The organism is Bdellovibrio sp. HCB-110 (assembly GCF_047323225.1).
Classification (GTDB): Bacteria; Bdellovibrionota; Bdellovibrionia; order Bdellovibrionales; family Bdellovibrionaceae; genus Bdellovibrio.
Window position 1 is genome coordinate 2,804,445 of sequence record NZ_CP178750.1, and the last position, 22,210, is coordinate 2,826,654.

The 22,210-nt window shown below is 41.3% G+C and carries 21 protein-coding genes; 4 read left to right on the forward strand and 17 right to left on the reverse strand.

Annotated elements, in window-relative coordinates; translation table 11 throughout:
- Position 1 precedes the first annotated feature (1 nt).
- Together ACL934_RS13320 and ACL934_RS13325 are read left to right on the forward strand one after the other, a co-directional pair.
- Positions 2-769 carry a protein-glutamine glutaminase family protein gene (locus ACL934_RS13320; protein ID WP_413612411.1) on the forward strand — a complete coding sequence of 256 codons (768 nt, stop codon included), beginning with the start codon at positions 2-4 and terminating at the stop codon, positions 767-769.
- 129 nt (positions 770-898) lie between these two features.
- On the forward strand, positions 899-3,439 hold the full coding sequence (locus ACL934_RS13325) for an ATP-binding protein (protein WP_413612412.1): 2,541 nt from the start codon (positions 899-901) through the stop codon (positions 3,437-3,439).
- Here the strand turns inward: ACL934_RS13325 and ACL934_RS13330 are convergent.
- Together ACL934_RS13330 and ACL934_RS13335 are read right to left on the reverse strand one after the other, a co-directional pair.
- Entirely contained in the window at positions 3,436-3,831 is a 396-nt protein-coding gene (locus ACL934_RS13330; RefSeq protein ID WP_413612413.1) for a group II truncated hemoglobin, read from the reverse strand. The genes ACL934_RS13325 and ACL934_RS13330 overlap by 4 nt on opposite strands.
- Entirely contained in the window at positions 3,832-4,164 is a 333-nt protein-coding gene (locus ACL934_RS13335) for a hypothetical protein (RefSeq protein ID WP_413612414.1), read from the reverse strand.
- 252 nt (positions 4,165-4,416) lie between these two features.
- Between ACL934_RS13335 and ACL934_RS13340 the strand changes: the two genes are divergently transcribed.
- Positions 4,417-4,971, forward strand: coding sequence for a GNAT family N-acetyltransferase (locus tag ACL934_RS13340; protein WP_413612415.1), 555 nt, complete (start codon positions 4,417-4,419; stop codon positions 4,969-4,971).
- On the opposite strand, the gene ACL934_RS13345 is transcribed toward ACL934_RS13340, so the two are convergent.
- Both ACL934_RS13345 and ACL934_RS13350 read right to left on the reverse strand, forming a co-directional pair.
- Positions 4,961-5,320 carry a DUF6404 family protein gene (locus ACL934_RS13345; RefSeq protein WP_413612416.1) on the reverse strand — a complete coding sequence of 120 codons (360 nt, stop codon included), beginning with the start codon at positions 5,318-5,320 and terminating at the stop codon, positions 4,961-4,963. The two genes, ACL934_RS13340 and ACL934_RS13345, sit on opposite strands and share 11 nt — an antisense overlap.
- A gap of 8 nt (positions 5,321-5,328) precedes the next feature.
- Positions 5,329-5,682, reverse strand: a complete 354-nt coding sequence (locus tag ACL934_RS13350) for a nucleotide pyrophosphohydrolase (RefSeq protein ID WP_413612417.1) — start codon at positions 5,680-5,682, stop codon at positions 5,329-5,331.
- 216 nt (positions 5,683-5,898) lie between these two features.
- Here ACL934_RS13350 and ACL934_RS13355 point away from each other — a divergent pair, with 216 nt between their 5' ends.
- Entirely contained in the window at positions 5,899-6,786 is an 888-nt protein-coding gene (locus ACL934_RS13355) for an alpha/beta fold hydrolase (protein WP_413612418.1), read from the forward strand.
- A 12-nt stretch (positions 6,787-6,798) separates the two neighbouring features.
- On the opposite strand, the gene ACL934_RS13360 is transcribed toward ACL934_RS13355, so the two are convergent.
- From ACL934_RS13360 to ACL934_RS13420, 13 genes are all read right to left on the reverse strand, one after another.
- A complete protein-coding gene (locus ACL934_RS13360; protein WP_413612419.1) occupies positions 6,799-8,112 on the reverse strand; it encodes a hypothetical protein in 1,314 nt (437 codons plus the stop codon).
- Between the two features lie 158 nt (positions 8,113-8,270).
- Positions 8,271-9,398 (reverse strand): hypothetical protein, encoded by a 1,128-nt coding sequence (locus ACL934_RS13365; protein WP_413612420.1) that lies wholly within the window; start codon positions 9,396-9,398, stop codon positions 8,271-8,273.
- A 341-nt stretch (positions 9,399-9,739) separates the two neighbouring features.
- Positions 9,740-9,925, reverse strand: a complete 186-nt coding sequence (locus ACL934_RS13370) for a hypothetical protein (RefSeq protein WP_413612421.1) — start codon at positions 9,923-9,925, stop codon at positions 9,740-9,742.
- A gap of 148 nt (positions 9,926-10,073) precedes the next feature.
- A complete protein-coding gene (locus ACL934_RS13375; protein ID WP_413612422.1) occupies positions 10,074-11,138 on the reverse strand; it encodes an SIR2 family protein in 1,065 nt (354 codons plus the stop codon).
- A 23-nt stretch (positions 11,139-11,161) separates the two neighbouring features.
- Positions 11,162-13,498 carry an AAA family ATPase gene (locus ACL934_RS13380; protein WP_413612423.1) on the reverse strand — a complete coding sequence of 779 codons (2,337 nt, stop codon included), beginning with the start codon at positions 13,496-13,498 and terminating at the stop codon, positions 11,162-11,164.
- The gene (locus ACL934_RS13385; protein ID WP_413612424.1) at positions 13,495-14,205 is read right to left on the reverse strand and encodes an ABC-three component system middle component 1; all 711 of its coding nucleotides are present in this window, start codon (positions 14,203-14,205) and stop codon (positions 13,495-13,497) included. Before ACL934_RS13385 ends, ACL934_RS13380 begins: the two co-directional genes overlap by 4 nt.
- Complete coding sequence (locus ACL934_RS13390) at positions 14,192-15,421, reverse strand: ABC-three component system protein (RefSeq protein ID WP_413612425.1); 1,230 nt, start codon at positions 15,419-15,421, stop codon at positions 14,192-14,194. Before ACL934_RS13390 ends, ACL934_RS13385 begins: the two co-directional genes overlap by 14 nt.
- 352 nt (positions 15,422-15,773) lie before the next feature.
- Complete coding sequence (locus tag ACL934_RS13395; protein ID WP_413612426.1) at positions 15,774-16,646, reverse strand: hypothetical protein; 873 nt, start codon at positions 16,644-16,646, stop codon at positions 15,774-15,776.
- 96 nt (positions 16,647-16,742) lie between these two features.
- Complete coding sequence (locus ACL934_RS13400) at positions 16,743-17,858, reverse strand: hypothetical protein (RefSeq protein WP_413612427.1); 1,116 nt, start codon at positions 17,856-17,858, stop codon at positions 16,743-16,745.
- Between the two features lie 138 nt (positions 17,859-17,996).
- Positions 17,997-18,665 (reverse strand): hypothetical protein, encoded by a 669-nt coding sequence (locus ACL934_RS13405; protein WP_413612428.1) that lies wholly within the window; start codon positions 18,663-18,665, stop codon positions 17,997-17,999.
- Positions 18,666-18,933: 268 nt separating this feature from the next.
- On the reverse strand, positions 18,934-19,470 hold the full coding sequence (locus ACL934_RS13410; RefSeq protein WP_413612429.1) for a PepSY-associated TM helix domain-containing protein: 537 nt from the start codon (positions 19,468-19,470) through the stop codon (positions 18,934-18,936).
- A 56-nt stretch (positions 19,471-19,526) separates the two neighbouring features.
- Complete coding sequence (locus ACL934_RS13415; RefSeq protein ID WP_413612430.1) at positions 19,527-19,982, reverse strand: DUF4920 domain-containing protein; 456 nt, start codon at positions 19,980-19,982, stop codon at positions 19,527-19,529.
- Positions 19,983-20,003: 21 nt separating this feature from the next.
- Positions 20,004-22,154 carry a TonB-dependent receptor domain-containing protein gene (locus ACL934_RS13420; protein WP_413612431.1) on the reverse strand — a complete coding sequence of 717 codons (2,151 nt, stop codon included), beginning with the start codon at positions 22,152-22,154 and terminating at the stop codon, positions 20,004-20,006.
- Positions 22,155-22,210: the final 56 nt, after the last annotated feature.

The following is a 22,210-nucleotide window of genomic DNA, read 5'->3' on the forward strand; positions in this document are numbered from 1 at the left end:
GATGAAAAAGATCATGGTCCTTTTTATTTTGCTCTCGTCTTCCTTCGCATTTGCCAAGGATGATCTGCATTCATTTTGCGAAGGACTTGATAAAACTCTCCGTCACTTAAATAGATCAGAGTCGCGCCCTTGCAACTCTCCTTCTTTGACTCCGACTTCTGCACGGCTTGTGACTTATAAAGGTCAAAAGGCCACTGTGATGTCTGAGGAAGATGCGCAAGCTCTTTTTACTGAATTCAAAAACAATCAGGATATTCCCTTTGATTTTTCTTTAGCGGGATATGAGCAGCGGGCCCATGAAATGTCGCGATTGCTTTTGTTAAAAGGTGTTACTCCGCTTAAAGGTTTTGCTTCTGTGGATGAAAGTAAATCTCCCCGTTTGGAGATTCCTCACCCTAAGAAGAAAGGCGAAATCATTCGTTGGAAGTATCACGTAGCTCCCGTTGTTCTGGTTGAAAAAGATGGCAAGGTTGTTCCCTTTACTTTAGATCCTTCCATGGAAGCCCGCGCTGTTCCCACGACGCAATGGGTGGGAGCCATGACAAAACACAATCCTAAAATGAAGGTGCGCTTGCAATACGCAAATGCCAGTCAGTACGACTCTAACGGTAGAATTCGTATTGACCCGCGAGATAAGGACTTTATGAAAGCGAATCAAGAGTCCTTACGAGAGTTTAAAGAGTACAGCAAAGACCCTAATGGTGAAGCCGAGTGGATGTTTCAACAGCAGCTTATGGAAGATAAAATGAATTCCATGCCCGGTTTCTAGAGTGCCATCTCACAAAATCTTTTTCTGATTTTCATGACAATGCATTAATGGATCAGTTTGTGCTTTCAGCATTAACGAGGACGTAAGATAGTTAAACGTAGGTATGTTTTTCTAGGAGACGGACCTCTTATGAAATCTAGTCCTCGCAAGCTTATTACGCAGGCCTTACATTACTTGATCGGTCCGATCATTGTCCTCCTGACGGGTCTTGCGGTCCATTATGCAGATGGAACTCCTTACTATTTACCAAACCCTGCTGCCATTCTCGTCCTGGGTATTATTGTCTCTTGTTTTTATGGGGGACTAGCCCCAGGTTTACTGACAAGTGCTTTAGCCTGGGCTTATCTGGCCTTTTTCTTTGCGCAAGGTGGAGCCTTAGGAGAAGACTCCGCTCGACGTCTTTTCATGTGGGCAATATCTTTACCAGGTCTCGCCATTATCGTGGGAGTTTTAAAAAATAAATCTGAAGCGCATTTTTTGCGTGAAATCAAAGAACGAAATTTGCGCGAAGACGAGCTTCGCAACAACGAACAACGTATCCGCGCGATTATCAACTCTGCCAATGACGCCTTTATAGCGATTGATTCAAAAAGTTTTATTCAAGAATGGAATCCTCAAGCGGAAAAAACTTTTGGGTGGTCCCGGGATGAGGTTTTAGGCAAAGCCCTCCCTGGGGTTCTGATTCCGCCGTCTTTTCGGGATGCGCATTTTAAGGGGCTCCATCATTTTTTATCTTCAGGAGAAGGTCCTATTTTAAATCGCCGGATTGAAGTCCCCGCTCTTCACCGCGATGGACATGAATTGATGGTCGAGCTCACTGTTTATCCGATTCAACAAAAAGAAGGCGTGCTCTTCGGTGCTTTTCTTCATGACATTTCTTTACGTAAAAAGACCGACCAGCTTTCGATTATTCAGTTTTCGGCGACGCGCATTCTGACGGATGCGAATTCTCTGGGAGATGCGATTCAACCCCTGCTTAAAACAATTTGTTCAGGACTCAATTGGCCTTTAATAGAACTGTGGCTCACCGACAAAGAGCGAAAAGATCTGATCTGTGCGGGCCAATGGTCTTTGTCATCAGAGATGGATCAAAAATTTAAAAATGAAAACGCGGGCCTTCATATTCCGAGAGAATTGGGATTGGTCGGTGAAGTTTCTACGACGACAAGTCCCTTGTGGATCATGACCAAAGATCGCGAATTGCCTCGCGCTAAATTTCTACGGGAAAATGAAATTCAAACTATTATCTACTGCCCTATTTGTGAGGGTCAGGAATTGATCGGCACTATTTGCATTCATCATACAAAGTCGCTCAGTGCTGATGTGCAGATTTTAGATCTGATGAGTGACCTTGGAAAACGCATTGGACTCTTTATTTTACGGCGCTGGGCTGAGGAAGATTTAACACGTCTTTCAAAGGATCTGGAAGTTAAAGTCCAACAGCGCACAGAGGAGCTGGGTAATTTAAATAAGCAACTCACGCAAGAAGTGACTGAGAAACAAATTCTTTATGAACAAGCGCAAACGGCGAACCGTCTTAAAGACGAATTTTTGGCGACGATTTCCCATGAGCTGCGCACTCCGATGAACGTGATTTTGGGACACAGTGAATTGCTGCACGATGAGGATCTTAACGAAGAGGAAAGACGAAAATCTATTGAAGCGATTTATCGTAACACCAAAGCGCAAGTTCATATTGTCAGTGACATTTTAGATGTGTCGCGTTTTATCACTGGTAAGGTTCAATTGAATATGGAAGTTGTCGACATGGCAGAAATCATCTCTTTGTCGGTTGAATCCATCATGCCGGCGGCCAGTGGTAAAAATATTGAGATCGTCGAAAATTTGGCGCCGAATGTCGGTTCTGTGGCCGGAGATCCGACACGACTGCAACAAGTGATGTGGAACTTACTTTCTAATGCCGTTAAATTTACACCCCGGTACGGGAAGATTTATGTTTCACTCTCCAAAGCCGAATCCAATGTGGTTATCACGGTGAAAGACACAGGGAAAGGGATTGATTCAGGATTCCTCCCCTACGTCTTCGAAAGGTTCCGCCAAGAAGATGCCACCACCACACGAAAATTTGGCGGCTTAGGTTTAGGCCTTGCGATCACCCGAAGCATTGTCGAGGCTCACGGAGGAAATATACAGGCAGCTAGTGAAGGCAAAGGAAAAGGGGCTACTTTTACCGTGATGCTACCGATGACTTCTGTAAAGGCTCACACAGGACATACAAAAACTGAAAACGAACCCAAGTTAACGAGCACGTTTCCTTTAAAAGATTTAAAAATTCTCGTGGTAGATGATCAGCCAGATGCACAAGTTTTAGTTGGAACTATTTTGAAAAAATCCGGAGCGAAAACTTTCACCGCCAGTTCTACGCAAGAAGCCTTTAAGTCTTTGATTAAAAACCGTCCTGACGTTGTCGTGACGGATATAGGCATGCCTGAACAAGATGGGTATGATCTCATTCGCATGATTCGTAAACTTCCGCCCGAGATGGGTGGAAATACCACGGCTATTGCTTTAACGGCTTACGCTCATGATGATGATCATAAGCGTGCTCTTCTTAATGGATTTCAGGATCACTTGGCCAAACCCGTGGAAGCAAAGAATCTGGTTCTTGCGATTTCTAAGCTCACAGGTCGCTACGTTCCTTTGCACTAAGACTCTTTTTGATTTCTCATGTGATCGGCAAGTCTTAGAAGAGAATGCAAAAGCTCTGAACGCAAAGGATCCTCGATTTTTAAATCATCACAAGCATGAACCATGCAAATCATCCATTGATCGCGCTCGGGCTTACCGATTTTAAAAGGCATGTGACGAGCCCGCAGCATCGGATGACCGAACTTTTCTTGAAAAAGGTTTGGACCGCCAAGCCAGCCTGACATGAACATAAAAAGTTTATCTTCAGAACCTTGCAGATCTTGCGGATGCATATCGCGCAAGGATTTGGTTTCAGGCAAGGTGTCCATGATTTCATAAAAGCGTTTGACCAGATTTCTTAGGACGGATTCTCCGCCAAGAAGTTCATAGGGCGTTTGTTGTTTTTGATCCACTTAGTGTTTCTCTTCCAAATAACTAAAGTATGCTTTGCAGTATGCCGTATCGGCTTGCACGCGATTGTAGCGAATGGATTTATCCATCTTGCGAGCGCTGCAACGATTTAAAGCGGGCCCGATCAGTCCTGTGGGTCGCGCTTTGATCACGTCCGCAAGCTCTTGCTTACAATCTCCGATAGATTTATCCCAGATAGTTCTGCATAAGTCAGGCTCAAGTTTGTAACAGGCGCCTTGCGGCGATTTTGAACCGCAGGGCTCTTTTGCGAGATCCTCTTCGATCATCGCCGGAGTCACCACCGCCGTCATAAGGTAAATAAGAAAGATGATCACTGCTCCCGTCCCGATCCCGATGTCCCAATAAATGGGGCTTAAGGTCAGACGAGAGATGGGACGAAAAACCATCAGGAGCAAACCGGCTACGAGTATCAGACTGATTACAATGCTTCCTACCATAAAGTAATTATAGAATTTCCGGCCCTAAATGAAAGATAAATATAGGGGTCCGATTGGACTGAGGCGGCATCTGTCTATTAGTTATACTTTTTATTCAACTTTCTCGGGCCCTGAGGTTAAAGTTTATTCATGTATTCTAAAGAGCTTAAAAACGGATTTGTTATTAAAGAGGTTTCCCAACAAGAACTGTGGTCCGCTTTGGACACTCATTTTAATGAGGCCTTTAGCAATCGCACGGATGCTAAACCCACGTGGCAGATTGATGACGTTTCAAAAGAGAAAATCGCGGGGCGCCAGCAGAGCATGGTTCGTTATCACCTGCGTTTTTTGGTCTATTCTGCGGATAACGAAGTCGTTGGCTGGCACTTTGGATATTCGACGGATGCTGAGACTTATTATATGCAGAACTCGGCGGTACTCTTGAAGTATCGCAACCAAGGTGTCTATGCCGAAATTTTGACGGCGGCTTTAGAAGTTGTTGGCAACCAGGGTTTTCAAGTTGTGACGAGCACTCACCACCCGAACAATGCAGCCGTGCTGATTCCGAAATTGAAAAAAGGATTTGTGATTAGCTCCATGCTTTTGCATGAACGCTTCCGCCTGCTGGTTGAGCTTAAGTATTTCTTTAGTTCAGAACGTCGCCGGGCTTTTGATAAACAGATGGGGTTGGAGTTTAACCCTTAAACTCTTCCCAGGTTGTCAGACCGTATTTCTTTTTTTGGGTTTTATAGTAGATCGCCATTGAAAAACCAAAGAGGGCTCCGGCCATGATTGCGGCAGAAACTTGCAGAGAAATCGGCATGTTTTTACGTTGCCAAGACATGAAGTGCATAGCGAGTCCCCACCCTACGGCGAAGTTGACTCCAAGTGAGAGCGCGATTTGCCAAGGTTTGCAGAAAATAATTGGCGGCATTTGCTGGCCAAGACTGATGAACATCACTGTGGGAATCGAAGTAAAGGCTCTGGGGATTTTCTTTTCCTGAGCATAAGCTTTAAAGATCGTGATTTTTTGTTCATGAGTTAGTGGCGCCATCGTTCTTCCTACTCGTTATACTTCTTGTTTGAGCCTTTGGCTTTTTCTACTGAATATTTCTGTGCGTTTTTCTGCATCTTTGCTTTGAACGCTTCTGTGATATCAATCTTATTCATTTGTGCGAATCTCAAGACGAAGAAGAAAATATCGGCAAGTTCGTCAGAGACTTTTTCTTTGAACTCGGGTGTATTCATTTTTTCTTGGACTTCGGCTTCGGATTTAAAACGGAAAAGTTCTAGGAGTTCGTTGGCTTCGGTGGAGACTCCAATTGCGAGGTCTTTCGGGGAATGGAATTGATCCCAATCGCGTTCTTCACAGAAGGTTTTGATAAAACTTATTAGATCTTCAATGTTGGATTTCATCTTACTCCTTAGCTCTAAAAAGTTCTAAAATCCTTAATATGGTATAGACTATATTTTGATCTATACCATATTAAGCCACCAATTAAAGATTTAACAACTATTCCCTTTTCTAGATTTCTTCAAATTATGTGCTAGGCTTAAACAATGCAAAAAGCGATTTTAATGCGAGCGGCCTTATTTCTATTTGTTTTTCTAAATTATTCTCTGGGATTCGGTATGGCTAAAGTGGAACAAATTAACGTGCGCGAAACAAAACAATGGATTTCTTACTCTGGGAACGAGGCGGGATCTATTATTCTGTTTGTACACGGCGGACCGGGCTCCCCACTTATGATGTTTTCTGAAAGTTTTGACAAGGAGTTAGCTAAAAAGTTTTTAGTCGTGCATTGGGATCAGCGCGGGGCTGGGAAGTCTTATACTCCGGAGGTTTTTAGTAAGCCCTTGTCCGTTCAAGATTATGTGTTGGATGGGCTTGAGGTTGTTAAAGTTCTCAAACAGAAAATGCCGGGTAAGAAAATTATTTTGGTGGGACATTCCTGGGGAACTATCGTTGCTTCGCACATAGTGAAAGCCCAGCCGGAATTGTTTTCAGCTTATGTGTCTGTTGGGACTGTTGTGGATTATGCAAAGGCCGATGAGTTGAAGTATCAGTTTTTACATAGGGATCATGCGGCGCTTGAGCCTCCTCCTTATCACAAGTGGGCTCAAGTGATGGAAGTAAGCCAAGGGTTGATGAAGGCTCATCGTGTTTTTCACAATCTGACTTTGGATGAAGTTAATAAGGCTGCGGGTTCGGGCAAGATCTATTCTATCGAGGATCTGAAGAATCAAGGTCTTAGCGCGCAGAAGTCTTTTGAGGCTTTGATTCCTTATTTGGGTAAGTACAATGCTTTTACCGAGATGCCTCAGATCGCAGTGCCTACTTATTTTATTCAAGGGACTTTTGATATGGCAACACCGACGGAGCTTGTGAAGAAATACTACGACAAAGTTTTGGCGCCGAAGGGGAAAGAGTTTATTGAGTTTAAGAAGTCAGCGCACTTTCCGATGTTTGAAGAAGCGACGTTGTTTGCCGAGACTTTGAAGAAGGTGAATGGAAAGTAACCATCAAAAATATTATTTTTTTGAATGATATAGATATTGGAACTCTCCAGTGCCAAGCTGTGTTTCTCCCCAATTAATCATAGGTCCTTCGTACTCAAGAGCTGCCAAGAGAAGTCTATTTGTTAAAGTATAGATACGCATTTCAGTATAGTAGACATCTCGCCAAGAATCATTTTCCATGCGAGCCTTTTCATTCAACAAACGACCGCGATGAAGAAAGTCATTCCTAGTTCCGATGGCTTTTTCATCTTGTTCTGTCGTTGGAATGCCATAGTGATGAAACGGAGCCGTGAGCTTCGCTCGATTGGTCGGCTTATTGAGATCGTTGATTCTGTTGGTAAGAATCTTTTTCGTGCTAACCTCCCAAGCTCCACCGTGCTCTTCAAGCGAATGAATCATTCGTTTCACTAGAGAGTTTTTAAATGCCGCTTCAAGATAGTCTATTAGTATTTGGCGATAATTTTTCCAAATTGATACGCCTAAGGGCTTTGGAGTTGGGATTTTAACCTTCTCTGTGATGGAGCTGGTTAAACTTTCCAAAGCAACAGACAGCATTGCCCCACGCATTTCCACAGGTGCGGAAGGAAACATCAGAAGATACTCAATGGGGACCGAAAGAGCCGGCCACGCAAGAAGATTACCCCATAGTGTTGATAGAACAACATCGTCAAGACATCGCATACTTTGCGGTATGGAAACTTGCTCTTTTGCGGAAGCCCAATGCCCCCAACTAGAAGGAATGGGGCAATATCCACTTGCGACTCTTTTTCTTCCAGGACACCACCAAGCTTCATAGACGGTTTTTAGATCCAGAGACAACGCCAGCTCACATGATCGCTGATCAAAGCGAACCCCCAGAATATAAGAAAGCAACATTCGTGCAGTTCCGGTGAGCTTGCGAAATTCCTCAATCGCGATTCCCGGAGGAGCATCAAAAACCAGCCATTTTTGTTTTTCCAGATAGTAAAAGTCTAACTGCTTGCCGCCTGCTCGCAGAGGGAGCCAGTGACTTGCTGCCCACGTCGTTTCATCCTCAATAAAATGTGGGAGCGTTAGATCGGATTTAGCATCCATGTATATGATGCAGCGAAAGCGAACATCATTAGGGGCTGGAGTTGGTTTTGAGTCTAAATGAATTTGAGTGCAAACACCTTCAAGCACTTCGTTCGCGTACGAGGTCCAATAGGATTTTCGGAGCGTGATTCTCCCTATGGTCGACTGAAGCTCAATATCCTTAGACGTCGCATTTTTACCTGGATGTTCTTTCTGCGTGGTCTTCCATTTTACGTTCACAGGATCAAGCTCAAATGAAGCTCCAGAAAACATCCCAAGACCCGTTGCATTTATTTGAGTTAAATCCGGAACTGATGAAATTATTTGGCTTCGATTTATATTCAGGGTTTTTGTAGTCACAAACAGTCACCTCTCAACATTTATCGTATGTTGAGTGAGTGAAATTTGCATCCTGTATATTCGGATCGCAATTAGCGGATATTAAAATAGGTGGCTGTTGCCGCGGTTTCGTTAATCACACGTTGAGAAATCGCGGGCCAGGCCATGAAATAACCGAAGGCTCTAAGTTGATTTGTTCTTAACGGGCCTTTGCTGGTGTTTTCTAGATTCCATGAGCTTTGATAAGCGATGTTTTTAAATTCGTTTTCCCAATTCCATTGTTTGAAATTGAGTTGTCCCCACTGATGTCCCATATTCGCAAGATGGCAGCTTGCGCAGTCCAAAGTTCCTGGATTGTGTTTTTCGGGGTTTTCGTATTCCTGGACTTTTCCCATCAAGGCTTTGATTTGTGCTTCGGTGAATTTTTTCTTTGTTGTTGAAGAATCAGAAACGAATTTTCCGAACTCGGCATCTTCTTCCGGAGGCGGCATCATTCCGCCTGTGAAGCTTTGGAATTGCGAAGAGCTTTGGATGACTCCTTGAGTTCTGCCTTTGATACGAGGAATGGTCATGGGCTTTGCTTGGCCGTTTTCGATATCAAAGCCTGCAAAGATCCAAAGCTGCTCGCCCGCCATGACGTTCATGGCTGTCATGCGGATAAGGTTGTTCTCTCCACAGTAATTTAAAATAAGAGCGCGAAGGTGTTTCCAGTAAGGACCTTTAAGGCCTTCGGCTTTCATTTGTGGATGGATTTGCAAAGCATCTGTTGATGAACCGGAAGAAAGTTTCTGCCAGTCATTCCAAAGTCGATTGAATGTTTCCTCGTCGAATTCATAGAAACTATGAACAGCGGCATCGCGTGTGTCAGCGGCGTTATCTGCGTGGAATACGGGTTGCCAGATCAGACGGATTTGACGACGGCACTCTAGCGGCCCCTCACCTTCTGTAAAGCAAGGATCAATGCGGATGCCGACGACCTTAAGAGAGTCTCTCCACGTGACGTGGTTTGGAACTTCTGGAACAAGTTGCACGATTTCTTGATAAGTCTTTTGGGAAAGAAGAGCCCCCTGAGGTCCTTTGTTTTCAGGACTTAACATCAAGGACATTTCTTTTTCTTTGGGAAGTGGCAGAAGGATTGTGAGGTCGTTAAGGCTCATCGCCTGAGCTTGAGAGAAAGACACGACAACGCCAAAAATTAGAAAGAACAACTTCATTTGCATGAAGCTGCTTTTTCCAGATCTATCGGTGTAATTCAATAAGGAAATCTAATTGAAAAGGTATTGAGGCCCAAGAAACGATGCGTCTTGGGTTAGAGCCCGTGTTATTCCAAGTGAGAAAGACAGGAAAGAACTGTTGAGTTCTCTAGATCGTTTAGTGAGTTGCCGAAGATTTTTTCTTTGAGGGATGAAATCAGTTTCATCATTGAAGCCTCCTTTGTTTGTTATTGCTTCTTACATGCTATAATAACAAAAAACCTCGGCCATTAATTCCCTCATTCAGCAAATTCGAATATGCACAGAACGCATAAATACACCTGTATAATCGTCCAGGTGCATTTTATTTAGTCTTGTTTCTTTGGGAATAGATCTTCAACTTTGACGTTGTTTTTGCGATGAACACGGGGTTCTTTTCGTTCTTCTTCGTAGAACTCCCCTTGCATTCTACGCATGGGCATTTGATCGAGTTCTTTGATGATTTCGTATAATTTAATGACGTTGGTTTTTAATTTCGTAAGGACGCGCATCATTCTTTTTTCTCCCTGGAGATGTGGTTTCCAGTGTAAGGCAGATGCGGCGTTTGCTTTTAAAATATTGAAGAACTTGGCGTTTACTAGACGGATGTTGAGGGATGTGAAGGCTTCTTTTGAGGGGCTCTTAGAAAAAAGGATGCAGCAACTAGTCCCCCAGTAAACCCCAATCAAAATCCAGTATATTTTCATATCGTTTTAATTTAAATTCACCTGGCTTTAGTATCCCCATTGGATCGAATCTATTGAGCCACTTTTCTTTCTCTTCTGAAAACTCTCTTGCCGGATTGTTCCACTCGACCACCAATATTTTTATGCTCATTTTCAATTTTCTTCGCTGTTCTATCCAACCTGATATTTTCTTATTAACGTGCCTATCTTGGCCACCATATCCAAATACAAGCAAATCACAGGACTCCCCTAGGGCCCGTTCAAAATACTCCCAGTATGACGCCAATAGACTGCTACCCGATATTATCTCGGTCTTTGTCTTATAGTGACTAAGTACTATATGCCGATGATAAACATCTTTGCTAATAAAACTCTCGGTCAAATCGGTTTGAGACATTTTGTTTACATCTCCATTTTTCCCATAGAACAGCGGGGATCCATGAAGATGCAGATACCAACCCAGCTCTTCTCTTCCTTTTTTTCTCTCCATATTTGAGTCGCTATAAGTCATTCCGCGAAACCCATCTATTAGATCACCGTCATAGCCTCTCAAAACACCCCTATCAATTAATGGCTGATACAGAAGATTATCGTAATTCAATGTCGCCAAGTGAGCCTTACGAGACTTCAAAAAAATTGTCATTTCTTTGACAAAATTTATATATGACTCCGGATTTTTCTCGTACCTATGAAAGTACGCAGCTACTTGTCCAATAAAATAATTCGTGACGTCGGGAAATCTTTGACCATTCTCCGTTAACCAAAACGTTTTATTTTTCTCAACCTTTGACAACAAAGAACAAGCGCTAACAACTTGATGAAGCATTGCTAGTTGCCCCTCACTCGAAGGAATTGTTGGCCTTTGTCCATTCACTTCAGGTAAGCATTTTAAAATAGCGTTTTTGTTCTTAAAATTTAAAACAGTATCATCCTCATTATGCCAAACATTTTTGATAGCAGCCTGCAACCGGAAATATTTTGAATCAAGGGCCATCCCCAATCCGTTGCCAATCAAAAGTGTCGTGAAATATTTTTCTTTCATACTCTCCAACCCGTAACTACCTTTTATACAACATCCCTCATTTTTATAACCGAAACTGTAGAGTCTACCTGTTTAAATTTATATCGAATTAAAGATGAAAAATTGTCCTCATGTGTAGAAATTAAGAATTGCCTGTCTTTAAAACTCGTTCTAATAAGATCAATAAAGGTAATCGTATTGATCTCGTCCATAGTTTGAACAGGATCATCGATGAGAACCATACCCAAGTAATGATGTTTATACACATCATTCAGTGTTAAACAGAATGCTAAGACCAGTGAGGAAATTTGTCCCGAACTCAGGGAGTACAGGGGATCATTCTCAGTATCAATATCCGTGAAGAACTTAACTCCCTCTGTTTTCTTTGAACCCATTCTAACAAATATTCCATTTCCTCCATGGAATTCCTGCAAAATACGACCACTATTGACGTAAAATGGAATCGAAATGTCGTTGATAATCCTACTGATATGTTTGCGAATCTCATCCTCATGCAGATCCTGCAGTGCCTTGACCTGTTCGACACGCTTTCTAACCTGTTCTTTCTCGTCAATAATCTTTTGAATTTTGTATTTGACAACCTCATTTTTAACCGTGAGGTACTCACCAAATTTCACCTTTAAATATCTTAACTTTGAATCCAAAAGATCTCCGTTAATATTCTTGAAGTTTTCAAAGTCACTTTGAAAATAGCGCACAAAGTATGAATCCCATGTCGCAAAAGCCTCATCAGTTAGGCTTTTCTCTTTATCCAAAAACTCTAATACTCGTCCTTGAAAATCTTTCGCAACAATATCCAACTTCGATAAATCGGCCAATTCGATTAACTCTCCGCTAAAATCATACGAAATCCCATTTTCTAGGAGATAATCTTTAAATTTTTGATATATCGATACAGATCGAGCAGAGGCTCTTATTTTCAGCAGTAAATTTTCTTGTGGAAAATAAGTTTCACCCAGATTTTTTTGAAGACTAGACTCAACTTTTTTTGCAAAATCATCAATTGTCTTAAGATATCCCTGCAAAATACCCTGATTCTGATTCACAAATCGTTGCTCTTCTTTTGAGATCGCTCCAATCAGTGTCTGAAAATCTCCCCAATCTTGCCCACACAAGGGACACTCGCCATCTTTTGAATCAGATTGATTAGAAAGGTACTCCTGAAAACGTGACAAAAGAGATTCCCGAAGTCTTATCAATTCATTGCGACTCTTCTCCAATGCATTATGTCCTTTTTCAGCCTTTTGAAATTCGATGATGTCTTTAATAATAGCGTCTGTATCAAGATGAGGAAAGAGTCCCATATATATCCGATACTTTTCCCAAAAATGCATGTCCAAATATCTCTTCGACTTTAAACCCTCATAAAAGGACTTAAGATCAGAGCCGCGCCTTATAAGCTCCTCAATCTCCGCAAATCTACTGGAAAACACTTCTTGCAATATAAAGCTCGACACAAAATCTGGAGTTACGAAAAAACTACGAGTATCATTCGCCATTTTTTGTCGCTTAAAAACATCACGGTGCTCAACCAAATCTCGAAGGCCTTTTATCCCAGTCTGAATTGTATCCATAGACATCTTGGCGAAATCAGGCGATTCCTTATCCCACTCAAAAGTGCCCTTTGGAAAGAGAATTTCATGCTTAATATCTCCTAACGGTGCATCTTCGACTTTTGGAACAACGATAGTAGCTTTGAGATCAAGTATTTGTTTGTCTTTCTCCTGTATATACTCTTTATGAACCTTAGAAATTTCCTTTAATTGTTCAACATACTTAGACTCTCGATCTACATCAAATAAAACGTTAAGGTATTCTTTCCTCTCGTTTTCACTCCTTTTTAAAAAGAATGTATTCTCTTCTTGCTGAACATAAAAGAATACATTAAAAACGCGCTCCAAATCCGGCGCCCCAAAAAGACCTTCAAGATCTTTCTGAGTTAAGACAGCACCCGAATCATATGAATCATCCCACTTTTCGAGACGCCTTAACCCTACGCCTGACCAATTAATTTTTCCCTTACCTTTTGCTTTTACAGAAGTTGCATCAAGATACCGACAAATGACTAAACTACTATTCGAAGCAGTGAATTCAATCTTTATAAAAAACTCACCGTCGATGCTATTAACAAATGGATATCCATGTGAAAGTTTAGTATTTTTAACCGACTCATCATACAAGTCTAAACGTTTTATCTTTCCAGTTAGACCAAACTCTATTGAGTCAAACACAGATGTCTTCCCAAATCCATTCGGACCATCAAAAACTACTAGGTCGCTACCGTCTAATCGAATTTCCTTATACTCAGGAAATATCTTAAAATTTTTAATTCCAATTCTTCCAATTCGAAAACGACTCATTCTACACCCAAGAATCTTTTAAAAGATTGTAAGTCAATAGGTTTACCATTCATTTCATTAATAAATGCAACAACTCTGCTATTTTCATCTGCAAGATTTTGATCGGAAATCCTACGCTCCAATCGCAAATTTAAACTTTCAAAGTCACGCTCTACTACGGTAACGGGAATGGACGGCACCTTAGTCAGAATTTGATATAATAGCCGCTCAAACCCCGCATCATTGTCCTTAACTTTCCTGACGTAATTTTCAAATAGATCTTGATCAGAAGCTAACTCACGAAGAGCTACAACTACATCTCTCTCGCCAATCCTCTGATGCAAGAGACTAACTTCTGCCTCGTTAAAACCTATGACCATCTTTTTAAAAAAGAAAGTGTCTTCCTCTAGATTGATAACTGACTTATTACTTCTCAATTTCTTTAAATCATGAGAAATCGCCAAGATAAAATAGGAGTTTTTTGATAGATCTTTTGAAAAAAAATCAAACTTTGCAGACACTGCTGTAAAAAGATCACCCTGAAATTCAGAAAGAAAAAGATCAAAAAGATCAACGTCGTCAGGTCCAAGAGCTAAATAAAAATATGCCCTCTTTTCCTTCACGAAGAACGATACATTATACGCCAACTCCCTAAAAGATTGTTGAGTCTCGTATTTTTTAAAATCAAGGTCCGTCATTATTCTAAAAAAAAGGTCATTCATCTTCATTTATTATTCCTATTGCAGTATCTACGTCGATTAAGCTTTTTAATTCAGGCTCATTTATTTTGTTATCTTGCCTTACAACGCCATTTTTTGTGATGTCGTACTCCCAAATATTTTCAACGTTCTGGCCCGAGACTATCAAGCTATGAGCTTTGTAGTACCCCTCCACGTCATATAGTGAGACATTTTGAATAATTTGAGGAATGTATCTTTTAGATAGATTGTAAGCTGCAACATCTGGATGTCTCGCCATACGAAAAGTGGTTGGCCTAAAAAGGCGCCCTGATTTTTTTAGAGTAAGATCGTTTAAATCAAAATCTACCCTGCATTCTTTGACTACTTCAAACATTATATCTTGAAGATCTTCAGGGTCTCTCAATGCTCCCATAAGACTTTTTAAATCTATATGATCTTTATGTACTTCGATTCGACGAACGAACTTCATCGCATCTAAATCACTTAATCTATTAAAATACTCAAAGACTTTTACCAACTTTGGAATATCACCATGAAGTTCATTAAACAGATAAAATGCTTCCGAAAATCTTTTCTTTAGAATTCTCCCGCATAATTCGTCATTCAGAACTCTACAGCTGGAAATCGCCAGATCTATCTCAGTAAAGATATCGATCTCTTTTATATAAACCGGATTCTCCAGCCGGAGTTCCTTTGTTTCCACAATATACTTGTCCACATTCGATATAAGAGTTGCCGCTATAATTTCAATTTCCGATTGAACTAACTCTAGTTCTCGCAACTCACCAATTTTCTTAATAAGATCTTCGAGTCTTTTAAAGACTTCACTACCAGGAAGATATCTACGACCATCACTATATCTAAAAACCAAGTTATTAATATCTGTTGCCGTTAAATTCAGAGTATCCGCATCTTCAAACTCCACCTCTGCGGAAAGGTTTATATATTGATTTGGCGCATTCGGTTTTCCTCTTCCCTCAACCAAGACTCTAATGGCTGAGTAATAGTCACTTCGTGTAGTGGATTTTCTATACTTAACTTGATGAGTTTGATGAAGAAATGTGTTGCCAACTCCATCAGACAGTCTCAAAGAAAAATCTTCGTGCTGTTCGTATATCAATACGATTCCAAAATCGGCGTTATCACTCTCAACACTCACTAGCATTTCTAAAGCAGTTACAAGCCCAACGACCGACTGATATATGTATCCTGACCAACTACTAGTAGCATCCCTAACCGGCATAGACGACCTTTTGAAGCAGTAAACAATTTTAAGTATTTCCGTATCGGACACTAAATAAAATTATTTTATGCTTTTAAAATTTCTCTACATCAATCAGGACGAAGATCATGAACTTAACAGGCCATTCGGTTTAGGTTCTCTCACCAGGATGGAGAATATTGAAACTATAAGTTGAATCAGGACCATTTAAACATAAATAATATCGAAATCTACTTACTCTCTTCCGTCAACCTGCGGCCATAACATAACCAACACTTTCGCCATGAGAAGGACAAAATGTCGAGCAAACTCTCGCTTCTAGCGAATTGGCTACTTTTACAAAAAGAAACTCGATATAATGCGAATCCTGTTTTCAATTTCGGATATCAGATGCCAGTAACGTTTTAAAACGCAAAACATTTCTTTTCCTTAAAAACTCACAGAATGCTACCAGCCCACGGTCATTCGTCACAAAGTAATCCGCATAAGCCGCTGTGGCGGCTATGGCTATGTCATACCACTGCCCTCTGGATATTCGCTTAACTTCCGCCAAAGCCGGATTTGTATTGGATTCTGAAATTGCATTGCAAAGGTTTCGAAACACCAGCATACTCATCAAAACTTTTATGAGACGATACCCTCTATGTTTCTTCTGAATTTGCCTCAGGCGCCATTCGGTCAATGACGGATAGATCTCGGCAAAAACAGCCGCCGGAACTTTGTAATCTTCAAGATAGTTGGTTAAACCGCGAAAATTTAACACAGCGTCCTCAATCTCCGCGTGATCTATATCTTCATTACTGGTGATTCGTTTCCTAAACTCTCTATCGACCCTATAAAACTCGACCTTATCTTCTCGTTCGCGTCTCATCATTTCTGCCACTGGAGTCGTAAAATCCGCTTTGCGTATTTCACCTTTAAAAAGTTTACGAATTTCATCTAAGTATTCTTGTGGCAATTTGTGAAGGAAGTGTTTATCACCTTGCGAACGAGCTTCAATTGGAATCAATTCTCTTGAACCGATGAACACATGAAACCCTGAGGAACCTACTAATTCCCAGATTTCATCTAGTCGCTTCAACCTTGCCATTACTAGGTCATCTCGTTGACCATCCAATATTTCGGCAATAGAAAGCAAAGATATACAAAATACGCCTCTATGTCTTTTAACGAAATCTACGACATTAGTTCGCAGCTCTCTATTTGAATCAAGATCGTTAATAATATTTGTATCGAATAAGATCATCGAATCTTCCTATCGAAAAAGCCATCATAAACAAATTTAAGCATAATGATTTAAACGACGGAATACGGATAGATTCTGACAAATTCCTTGAACTATCTACCCCACCTTAAATCGTCTTCTAACCGCAAGAATAATAAAAAACCATAGCAGCGAAGCCATAGCGGTAAAAAACCAAAGTATTACTTGAGATGAAAAAGTTTCTAGCTTTACTAAGTCAAAAGTTCCAAATAATCGCAATGGACCTAATACTGATAAAAATGTTAAATAAACGAGCTGCCATCCTTCGCTTAATAGTGGTGCCCTTTCAGAGCCACTCACAAATGCACTACCCGTCCAAGCCACTGCCAAACCCCATACTAAGAATGCCGCAATCCCCTGCCAAAACAAGATCCATACTGGACGAAATGGATCGAGACCATAATCGTTAAGAAGTTTATATCCGGCACTTAGAAAATATTCTGATCCAAATTCAAGATCAGTATGTTTAGATTTCATTTCTAGAGATGCAAAGTGTGTGGAACTAAACTCATCATGATTATCCACGGCCTTCTGCTTAAGGTCTCGATAGTATACCGCTGCAAACTCTGTAAGCACTTCAAAAGTACAACGTACAAATACAACATCTTTCGCAAATGACGATTTTAGAAAGTTCGGAGAACACCTGAAAATCGATTTTTCAAAAACAACCAAAGTAAATTGATTTACCGCCGAAGAAGGTCTCATTTCTATTGCGTCTTCAAAGATGCATTTTTTAAAAGCAATCTTATTTAAGTTTCTTGACGGATAAAATTTTTCAATTTTTACGTTCTGAAATATACAATGAGCTCCTCCAGACTCCTGAGTATCAAGAATCCTGATCGTTCCGCCAACGACAACGATATTGCTATAACTAGTCCCTATATAAAAACTATCAATTTCACAATTCTCAAACTTCGCTGATGAGAAATTATTTACTTCGACGTGACCATCAAATGTGCAATTCTTAAACGCCACATGAAAAAACGGACGCAGTGGAAGACTTAAAGTAAAACCGTGCTCAAAATGGCGCCCCTCAAACTCAAGATTTAAATCATCTTCTTCAAGGGACTCAATATTCCATAAAGGTAGCGCTCTTTGAACTAATTCAGCGAACCTAGATCCAAATGTATCATACTCAAAACCCAATCGCAGAAATTCAGCACGTACCCTTTTAAACTCTTGATAATCTGACATCGTTCCTACTTGTCTTCACCTTTATTTCCTCACTGAGGAAGAAGTTATAAATTTTGACGTCCAGAATAATTCTACTCTCAAAGCAGTTTCAACTGACCTACCATGGAGGGGTTGATCGATTATTTACAAATAGGGTTCTTAGAGAGTTGTGCCATCTTTTAGAAGAACTCTTGTAGGCTTAAATCTAAATCTCAAGTCCTTTCCATTTGTCGCGTAAATCTCTTTTACGTTGTTCTTAAAATCAATTGTCGAGAAATTAAAACTTAGTTTTCTCTCGGCTCCAGCAGCCAAGAGTTCTGTGTCTTTTATAAGAAACTCACCTAATTTGTTCTGAAGTTTATCGTAGACTAAAATTGACCCTTCGAACGCATCCATTTCTTTGTCCATTTTGTTCTTCAACTTTAAGGACAAGATAACCGACTGAGTAATTCCATAAGCATCCGTCTTATTGCTTTTTCTCCACTCGATCACTTCAAATAGCTGAGCCAACTGCTCAGCTTTATCTTCTTCATCTTTCGCTGCCTTCAGGTCGGCTTCATTTTTCTTTTTAATATTATCAATAATCTGGTTGAATGACTTACCTTCGAGGAGTTCCATTTCTGTTTTCCCCGCCAAGCTACCCATTTTTGCCATCATCGTAATAGCTTGAACCTTTTTCCAATCTTCTTCGGACGCATTCTTTCTGATATCCTCTAGCAATTCATTGTAGTTATCTTTGGTGATTTTTTTATCCATTGGCTTAGTACAGCCAAGGCTCACAAATAAAATAGAAAACACTGTTAGCCTCAGGATCGGATTTAGTTTCATATGTGATATCTCCATCTAATAATCTTGCATGGCTCGAGGTCTTCCTCGTCCATCTTCAATTAGATCGGCAGAAATAAACAAAAATTTAATTGCCTAATTTTTAAGCGCAATGCCGATTCAATTCGAGATTATTTAGAGAAGAAAGATATAGTGTTTGTTAGCATATCATTTCAATCATCCACATAGGGTGGCCATGCATCTGCAACGAATATCGAGGTATAGAGAATACTCTAACAATATATACCAGGCGCGCTCCTGGTAGACTCCGCTAAACACACACCCAATAAAACACCAGCGGAACCACCAGCCCCGCACCAACAAAAATCCACCCACGCCGTCCAAAGCCATTAGCACCTTTAACCATAAATAGCCCCGACAAACTCAAGTAGATCAAAAGCACCGCAAACACATCCGCAACATACGTCCACGCACGTTTGGCTTTATTTAAGTGCAAATAGTTCGCGAAAAACAGACCGATTCTTTTCTCAGTCGTTTCAACATAGGCCTGTTGCTTGGTTTCATTCCAAGACACTCTTGATCCTTCGTAAAAGAACAACACTTCCTCAGCACTATCTCTGACTCGGCTGCGGAAAGGAGTATTGATGCCAAGACCCTTCGCTAAGGCTTTCTCAAACTCTTCGGACTCGGCAGCGCCTGGCAAATCTTTAAGGGTGTGCTCGGATCTTGTAATGACATAGCTCGGGTTCCAAGAGTCGACGTGATTCACGGCTATTCCTGAAATGGCATAGATAAGAATCAATCCCACGCAGAAATAGCCAATATCTCGGTGAAAAGATCTGTTCATAACGAACAGCTTTTTTCGCCAGTCCGCACCGTTTTTCTCAGGTCCCAACATCGAACTTATTCCTCGATAACAGCGCCAGTTGCCTGAACTTGGTAGACAACCATCGGCTCTTTCACGGAAGCAGGATCGAATTTTTTCTTATTTTCTTCAGCTTGATGTTGCAAGAAGGACTTTGTCTGCTCAAGAGACAGAGTCATTTTTTTGAATTCACCTTTAGCAGCCGCTTTTTTTCCACGAGACTCTAGAGGGAAAACCATCTCGCCATCGTTGACTTTAATTCTGACTTTTTCGCTTTGATAGTCCGTTGTCAATTGCATCCAGCAACCACGCTTTGCACAGACATCAACGATCACACCAGAGACAGTCACTTCTTTACCAACATAAGACTCTGGAGTTTTCATAATTTTAGACATTGGAATAGCGTCGGAAAACTTGGCACCCGCTCCAAACTTTTTCTCAGCAAAAGCTCCCATTGCAAAAACGGTCACAAGTACAAAAATCAAACCTCTCATTTAATACTCCCCTACAAATTCTTAAAATATTGTTGCGAGCGACAGACTGTAATTACGTCCCAATTCAAAAGTGCCGCTGGGACTGTTATGCACGACATACTTTTTATCAAGCACATTGCTGATCCCAAGACCCACTTCAAATTGACCCAACTCACGAACTTTCGGTGTCCATCGCATATTAAAACCGTACACATCGTAAGACGGCGTCCCATAACCCGCCAACAAATATCTTTCAGAAAGATTTTTTTGAGCACTTACATACTGGGCATCCGCCCCCACTTCAAGATCCAAAGAAGGGAACTCATACCCCACAGCCACACCAAACTTATCCGCCGGTGCAGAAACCAAGGGCTCGCTGATCGTTGTAGCCGAGTACATATCAGGACAATCCACACAATCCATGCGAATCATCGAGTACATGGTCTCAAACTCCCAGTTGCCATAGTCCATCTGTGCTTGCGCTTCAACACCACGACGCAAAACTGTCGAGAGATTGCGATACTGATACTCACGGTGAGTCGCGTTCGCAGGTCCCGCAGGAACACGCACTCCGTTTTCGATGCGGTACATTTCAGGCATGTATTGAATAAAGTCGCCGATATTCTCGTCAAAGTATGTCACTTTCAATCGGCGCGGCTTCACTGTTTCAGGAGTTTTAAATAATACAGAGACCTCTTTAGAAAGAGCACGCTCTTCATTAAGTCTTGCATTTGGCACCGTCGAACATTCTTTCGATGGACGATGACATCTAAAAGGAACTCCCGTTCCAAGATACATTTCACGCACATTCGGAGCACGATTGGAAACTCCGTACTTACCCGAAATCTTCATCCACTCCACCGGAGAATAAGAAACGCCCACCATTGTCGATAGCGTGTCACCATCGCTACTTGGGCTATTTAAACTCAACTTATCTGATTCACGGTGATAATTAGTAAAGCGAGCGCCCGCCATCAAAACAACTTTGTCTTCGGCAATACTCAGACTGTTTTCTGAAAACACACTGCCGTCGTAACCATGAGACTCTCCGAAATAAGGACTCTCTGTTCCGTCGTCCTCTGAAATGCGGCTTCCGATACCTTCAATTCCATTTTTTGATTGAAGCAAAAGATCCGAAGAGATTGGGAAGATCGAAACACCCGCAAGTTTCGCCCCTGCATTCTCAAGACGATCATCCACACGCCCCAAGGTCGCCTTAGATCCACGGAAAGCCGTGTGAGTATTCTTGATAGAATCCGTTTTATTATAGAAAGAAAGAGCTTCAGCTTTAAAGTTAGAAGTAATACTTTGCTCGTGACTGACAACAGCTTCAAGTGTTGAACTTTGATAATCAGAGTTAGACTCTCCATATCCCGCAGCATAAGCCGCGTTCTTGCTTTGGGTGTCAGAGTACTCGGCCTTCACATCGGTTTTAGCAGTCCCCGTTTTACGAATGTATTTTGCAAGGTAAGTGCTTCTTGTAGACTCGGCATCTTCTGTTTCTTTACTCTCCCCTGATTCATTCGGAGAACCAGATTCAACTTTATTGGAGTTTCTAAGAGTCACCCCAAAAAGAGCCGAAGAATCTTTATTGATTCTTGTCGCTGTGTGAATAGAACGAGCTTGGCCTTCTGTTGCAGAATCTCCAGAGACCTTTAATTTAGTCGAAACTTTTTCTTTACCGATCAGAATATCTTCAGGTGTGATTGTTTTGTATTGAATGGTTCCACCAATGGCTCCCGAAATAGAACTGACTGAATCTGCCCCGTTTTGCACATCGATCTGAGAAAGCATTTCTGGCTCGACAGAGATACCAGAAGTCATACCGTCTTGTGTGGACTCAAGTCGTTGTGCACCGTCAACTTGCTGAATAACGCGGAAGCCATCAAGCCCACGGATAGAGATCTTCTTATTTTGAAGCTCGCCTCCACCAATAACGCTAACACCAGGAACCTTTTGCAGAACGTCGCTAACGTCTCTAGCGTTTCCTTTAAGAATGTCATCTCTTGAAATCACGGTTTCAGAATTGATGGACTCGTAGGCTTTTTCTTTTTTGTCCTTATCTGCCTCTACCAAAATGGAATCTAGAAGATAGGACTTTTCGCCCATACGGCTTTCACCAACAGTGTCGTCCGCAAAAGATGATTGCGCACAGGCCAAAAGCAATACCAACGATAAAGACTTAAAATTCACGAGTCCCCCTAGATAAGTCCTCAAACCTTCAGGGATATCAACTGCCGTAAATCTTT

Excerpts from the sequence above, each read along its gene's own strand:
- ACL934_RS13415 (WP_413612430.1), bottom strand. The coding sequence starts at position 19,982 with ATGAGAGGTTTGATTTTTGTACTTGTGACCGTTTTTGCAATGGGAGCT.
- ACL934_RS13385 (WP_413612424.1), bottom strand. The coding sequence starts at position 14,205 with ATGAAGATGAATGACCTTTTTTTTAGAATAATGACGGACCTTGATTTT.
- ACL934_RS13350 (WP_413612417.1), bottom strand. The coding sequence starts at position 5,682 with ATGAAATCCAACATTGAAGATCTAATAAGTTTTATCAAAACCTTCTGT.
- ACL934_RS13390 (WP_413612425.1), bottom strand. The coding sequence starts at position 15,421 with ATGCCGGTTAGGGATGCTACTAGTAGTTGGTCAGGATACATATATCAG.
- ACL934_RS13355 (WP_413612418.1), top strand. The coding sequence starts at position 5,899 with ATGGCTAAAGTGGAACAAATTAACGTGCGCGAAACAAAACAATGGATT.
- ACL934_RS13375 (WP_413612422.1), bottom strand. The coding sequence starts at position 11,138 with ATGAAAGAAAAATATTTCACGACACTTTTGATTGGCAACGGATTGGGG.
- ACL934_RS13395 (WP_413612426.1), bottom strand. The coding sequence starts at position 16,646 with ATGATCTTATTCGATACAAATATTATTAACGATCTTGATTCAAATAGA.
- ACL934_RS13365 (WP_413612420.1), bottom strand. The coding sequence starts at position 9,398 with ATGCAAATGAAGTTGTTCTTTCTAATTTTTGGCGTTGTCGTGTCTTTC.
- ACL934_RS13370 (WP_413612421.1), bottom strand. The coding sequence starts at position 9,925 with ATGATGCGCGTCCTTACGAAATTAAAAACCAACGTCATTAAATTATAC.
- ACL934_RS13410 (WP_413612429.1), bottom strand. The coding sequence starts at position 19,470 with ATGAACAGATCTTTTCACCGAGATATTGGCTATTTCTGCGTGGGATTG.
- ACL934_RS13380 (WP_413612423.1), bottom strand. The coding sequence starts at position 13,498 with ATGAGTCGTTTTCGAATTGGAAGAATTGGAATTAAAAATTTTAAGATA.
- ACL934_RS13360 (WP_413612419.1), bottom strand. The coding sequence starts at position 8,112 with ATGTTTTCTGGAGCTTCATTTGAGCTTGATCCTGTGAACGTAAAATGG.
- ACL934_RS13400 (WP_413612427.1), bottom strand. The coding sequence starts at position 17,858 with ATGTCAGATTATCAAGAGTTTAAAAGGGTACGTGCTGAATTTCTGCGA.
- ACL934_RS13405 (WP_413612428.1), bottom strand. The coding sequence starts at position 18,665 with ATGAAACTAAATCCGATCCTGAGGCTAACAGTGTTTTCTATTTTATTT.
- ACL934_RS13345 (WP_413612416.1), bottom strand. The coding sequence starts at position 5,320 with ATGGCGCCACTAACTCATGAACAAAAAATCACGATCTTTAAAGCTTAT.
- ACL934_RS13340 (WP_413612415.1), top strand. The coding sequence starts at position 4,417 with ATGTATTCTAAAGAGCTTAAAAACGGATTTGTTATTAAAGAGGTTTCC.
- ACL934_RS13320 (WP_413612411.1), top strand. The coding sequence starts at position 2 with ATGAAAAAGATCATGGTCCTTTTTATTTTGCTCTCGTCTTCCTTCGCA.
- ACL934_RS13325 (WP_413612412.1), top strand. The coding sequence starts at position 899 with ATGAAATCTAGTCCTCGCAAGCTTATTACGCAGGCCTTACATTACTTG.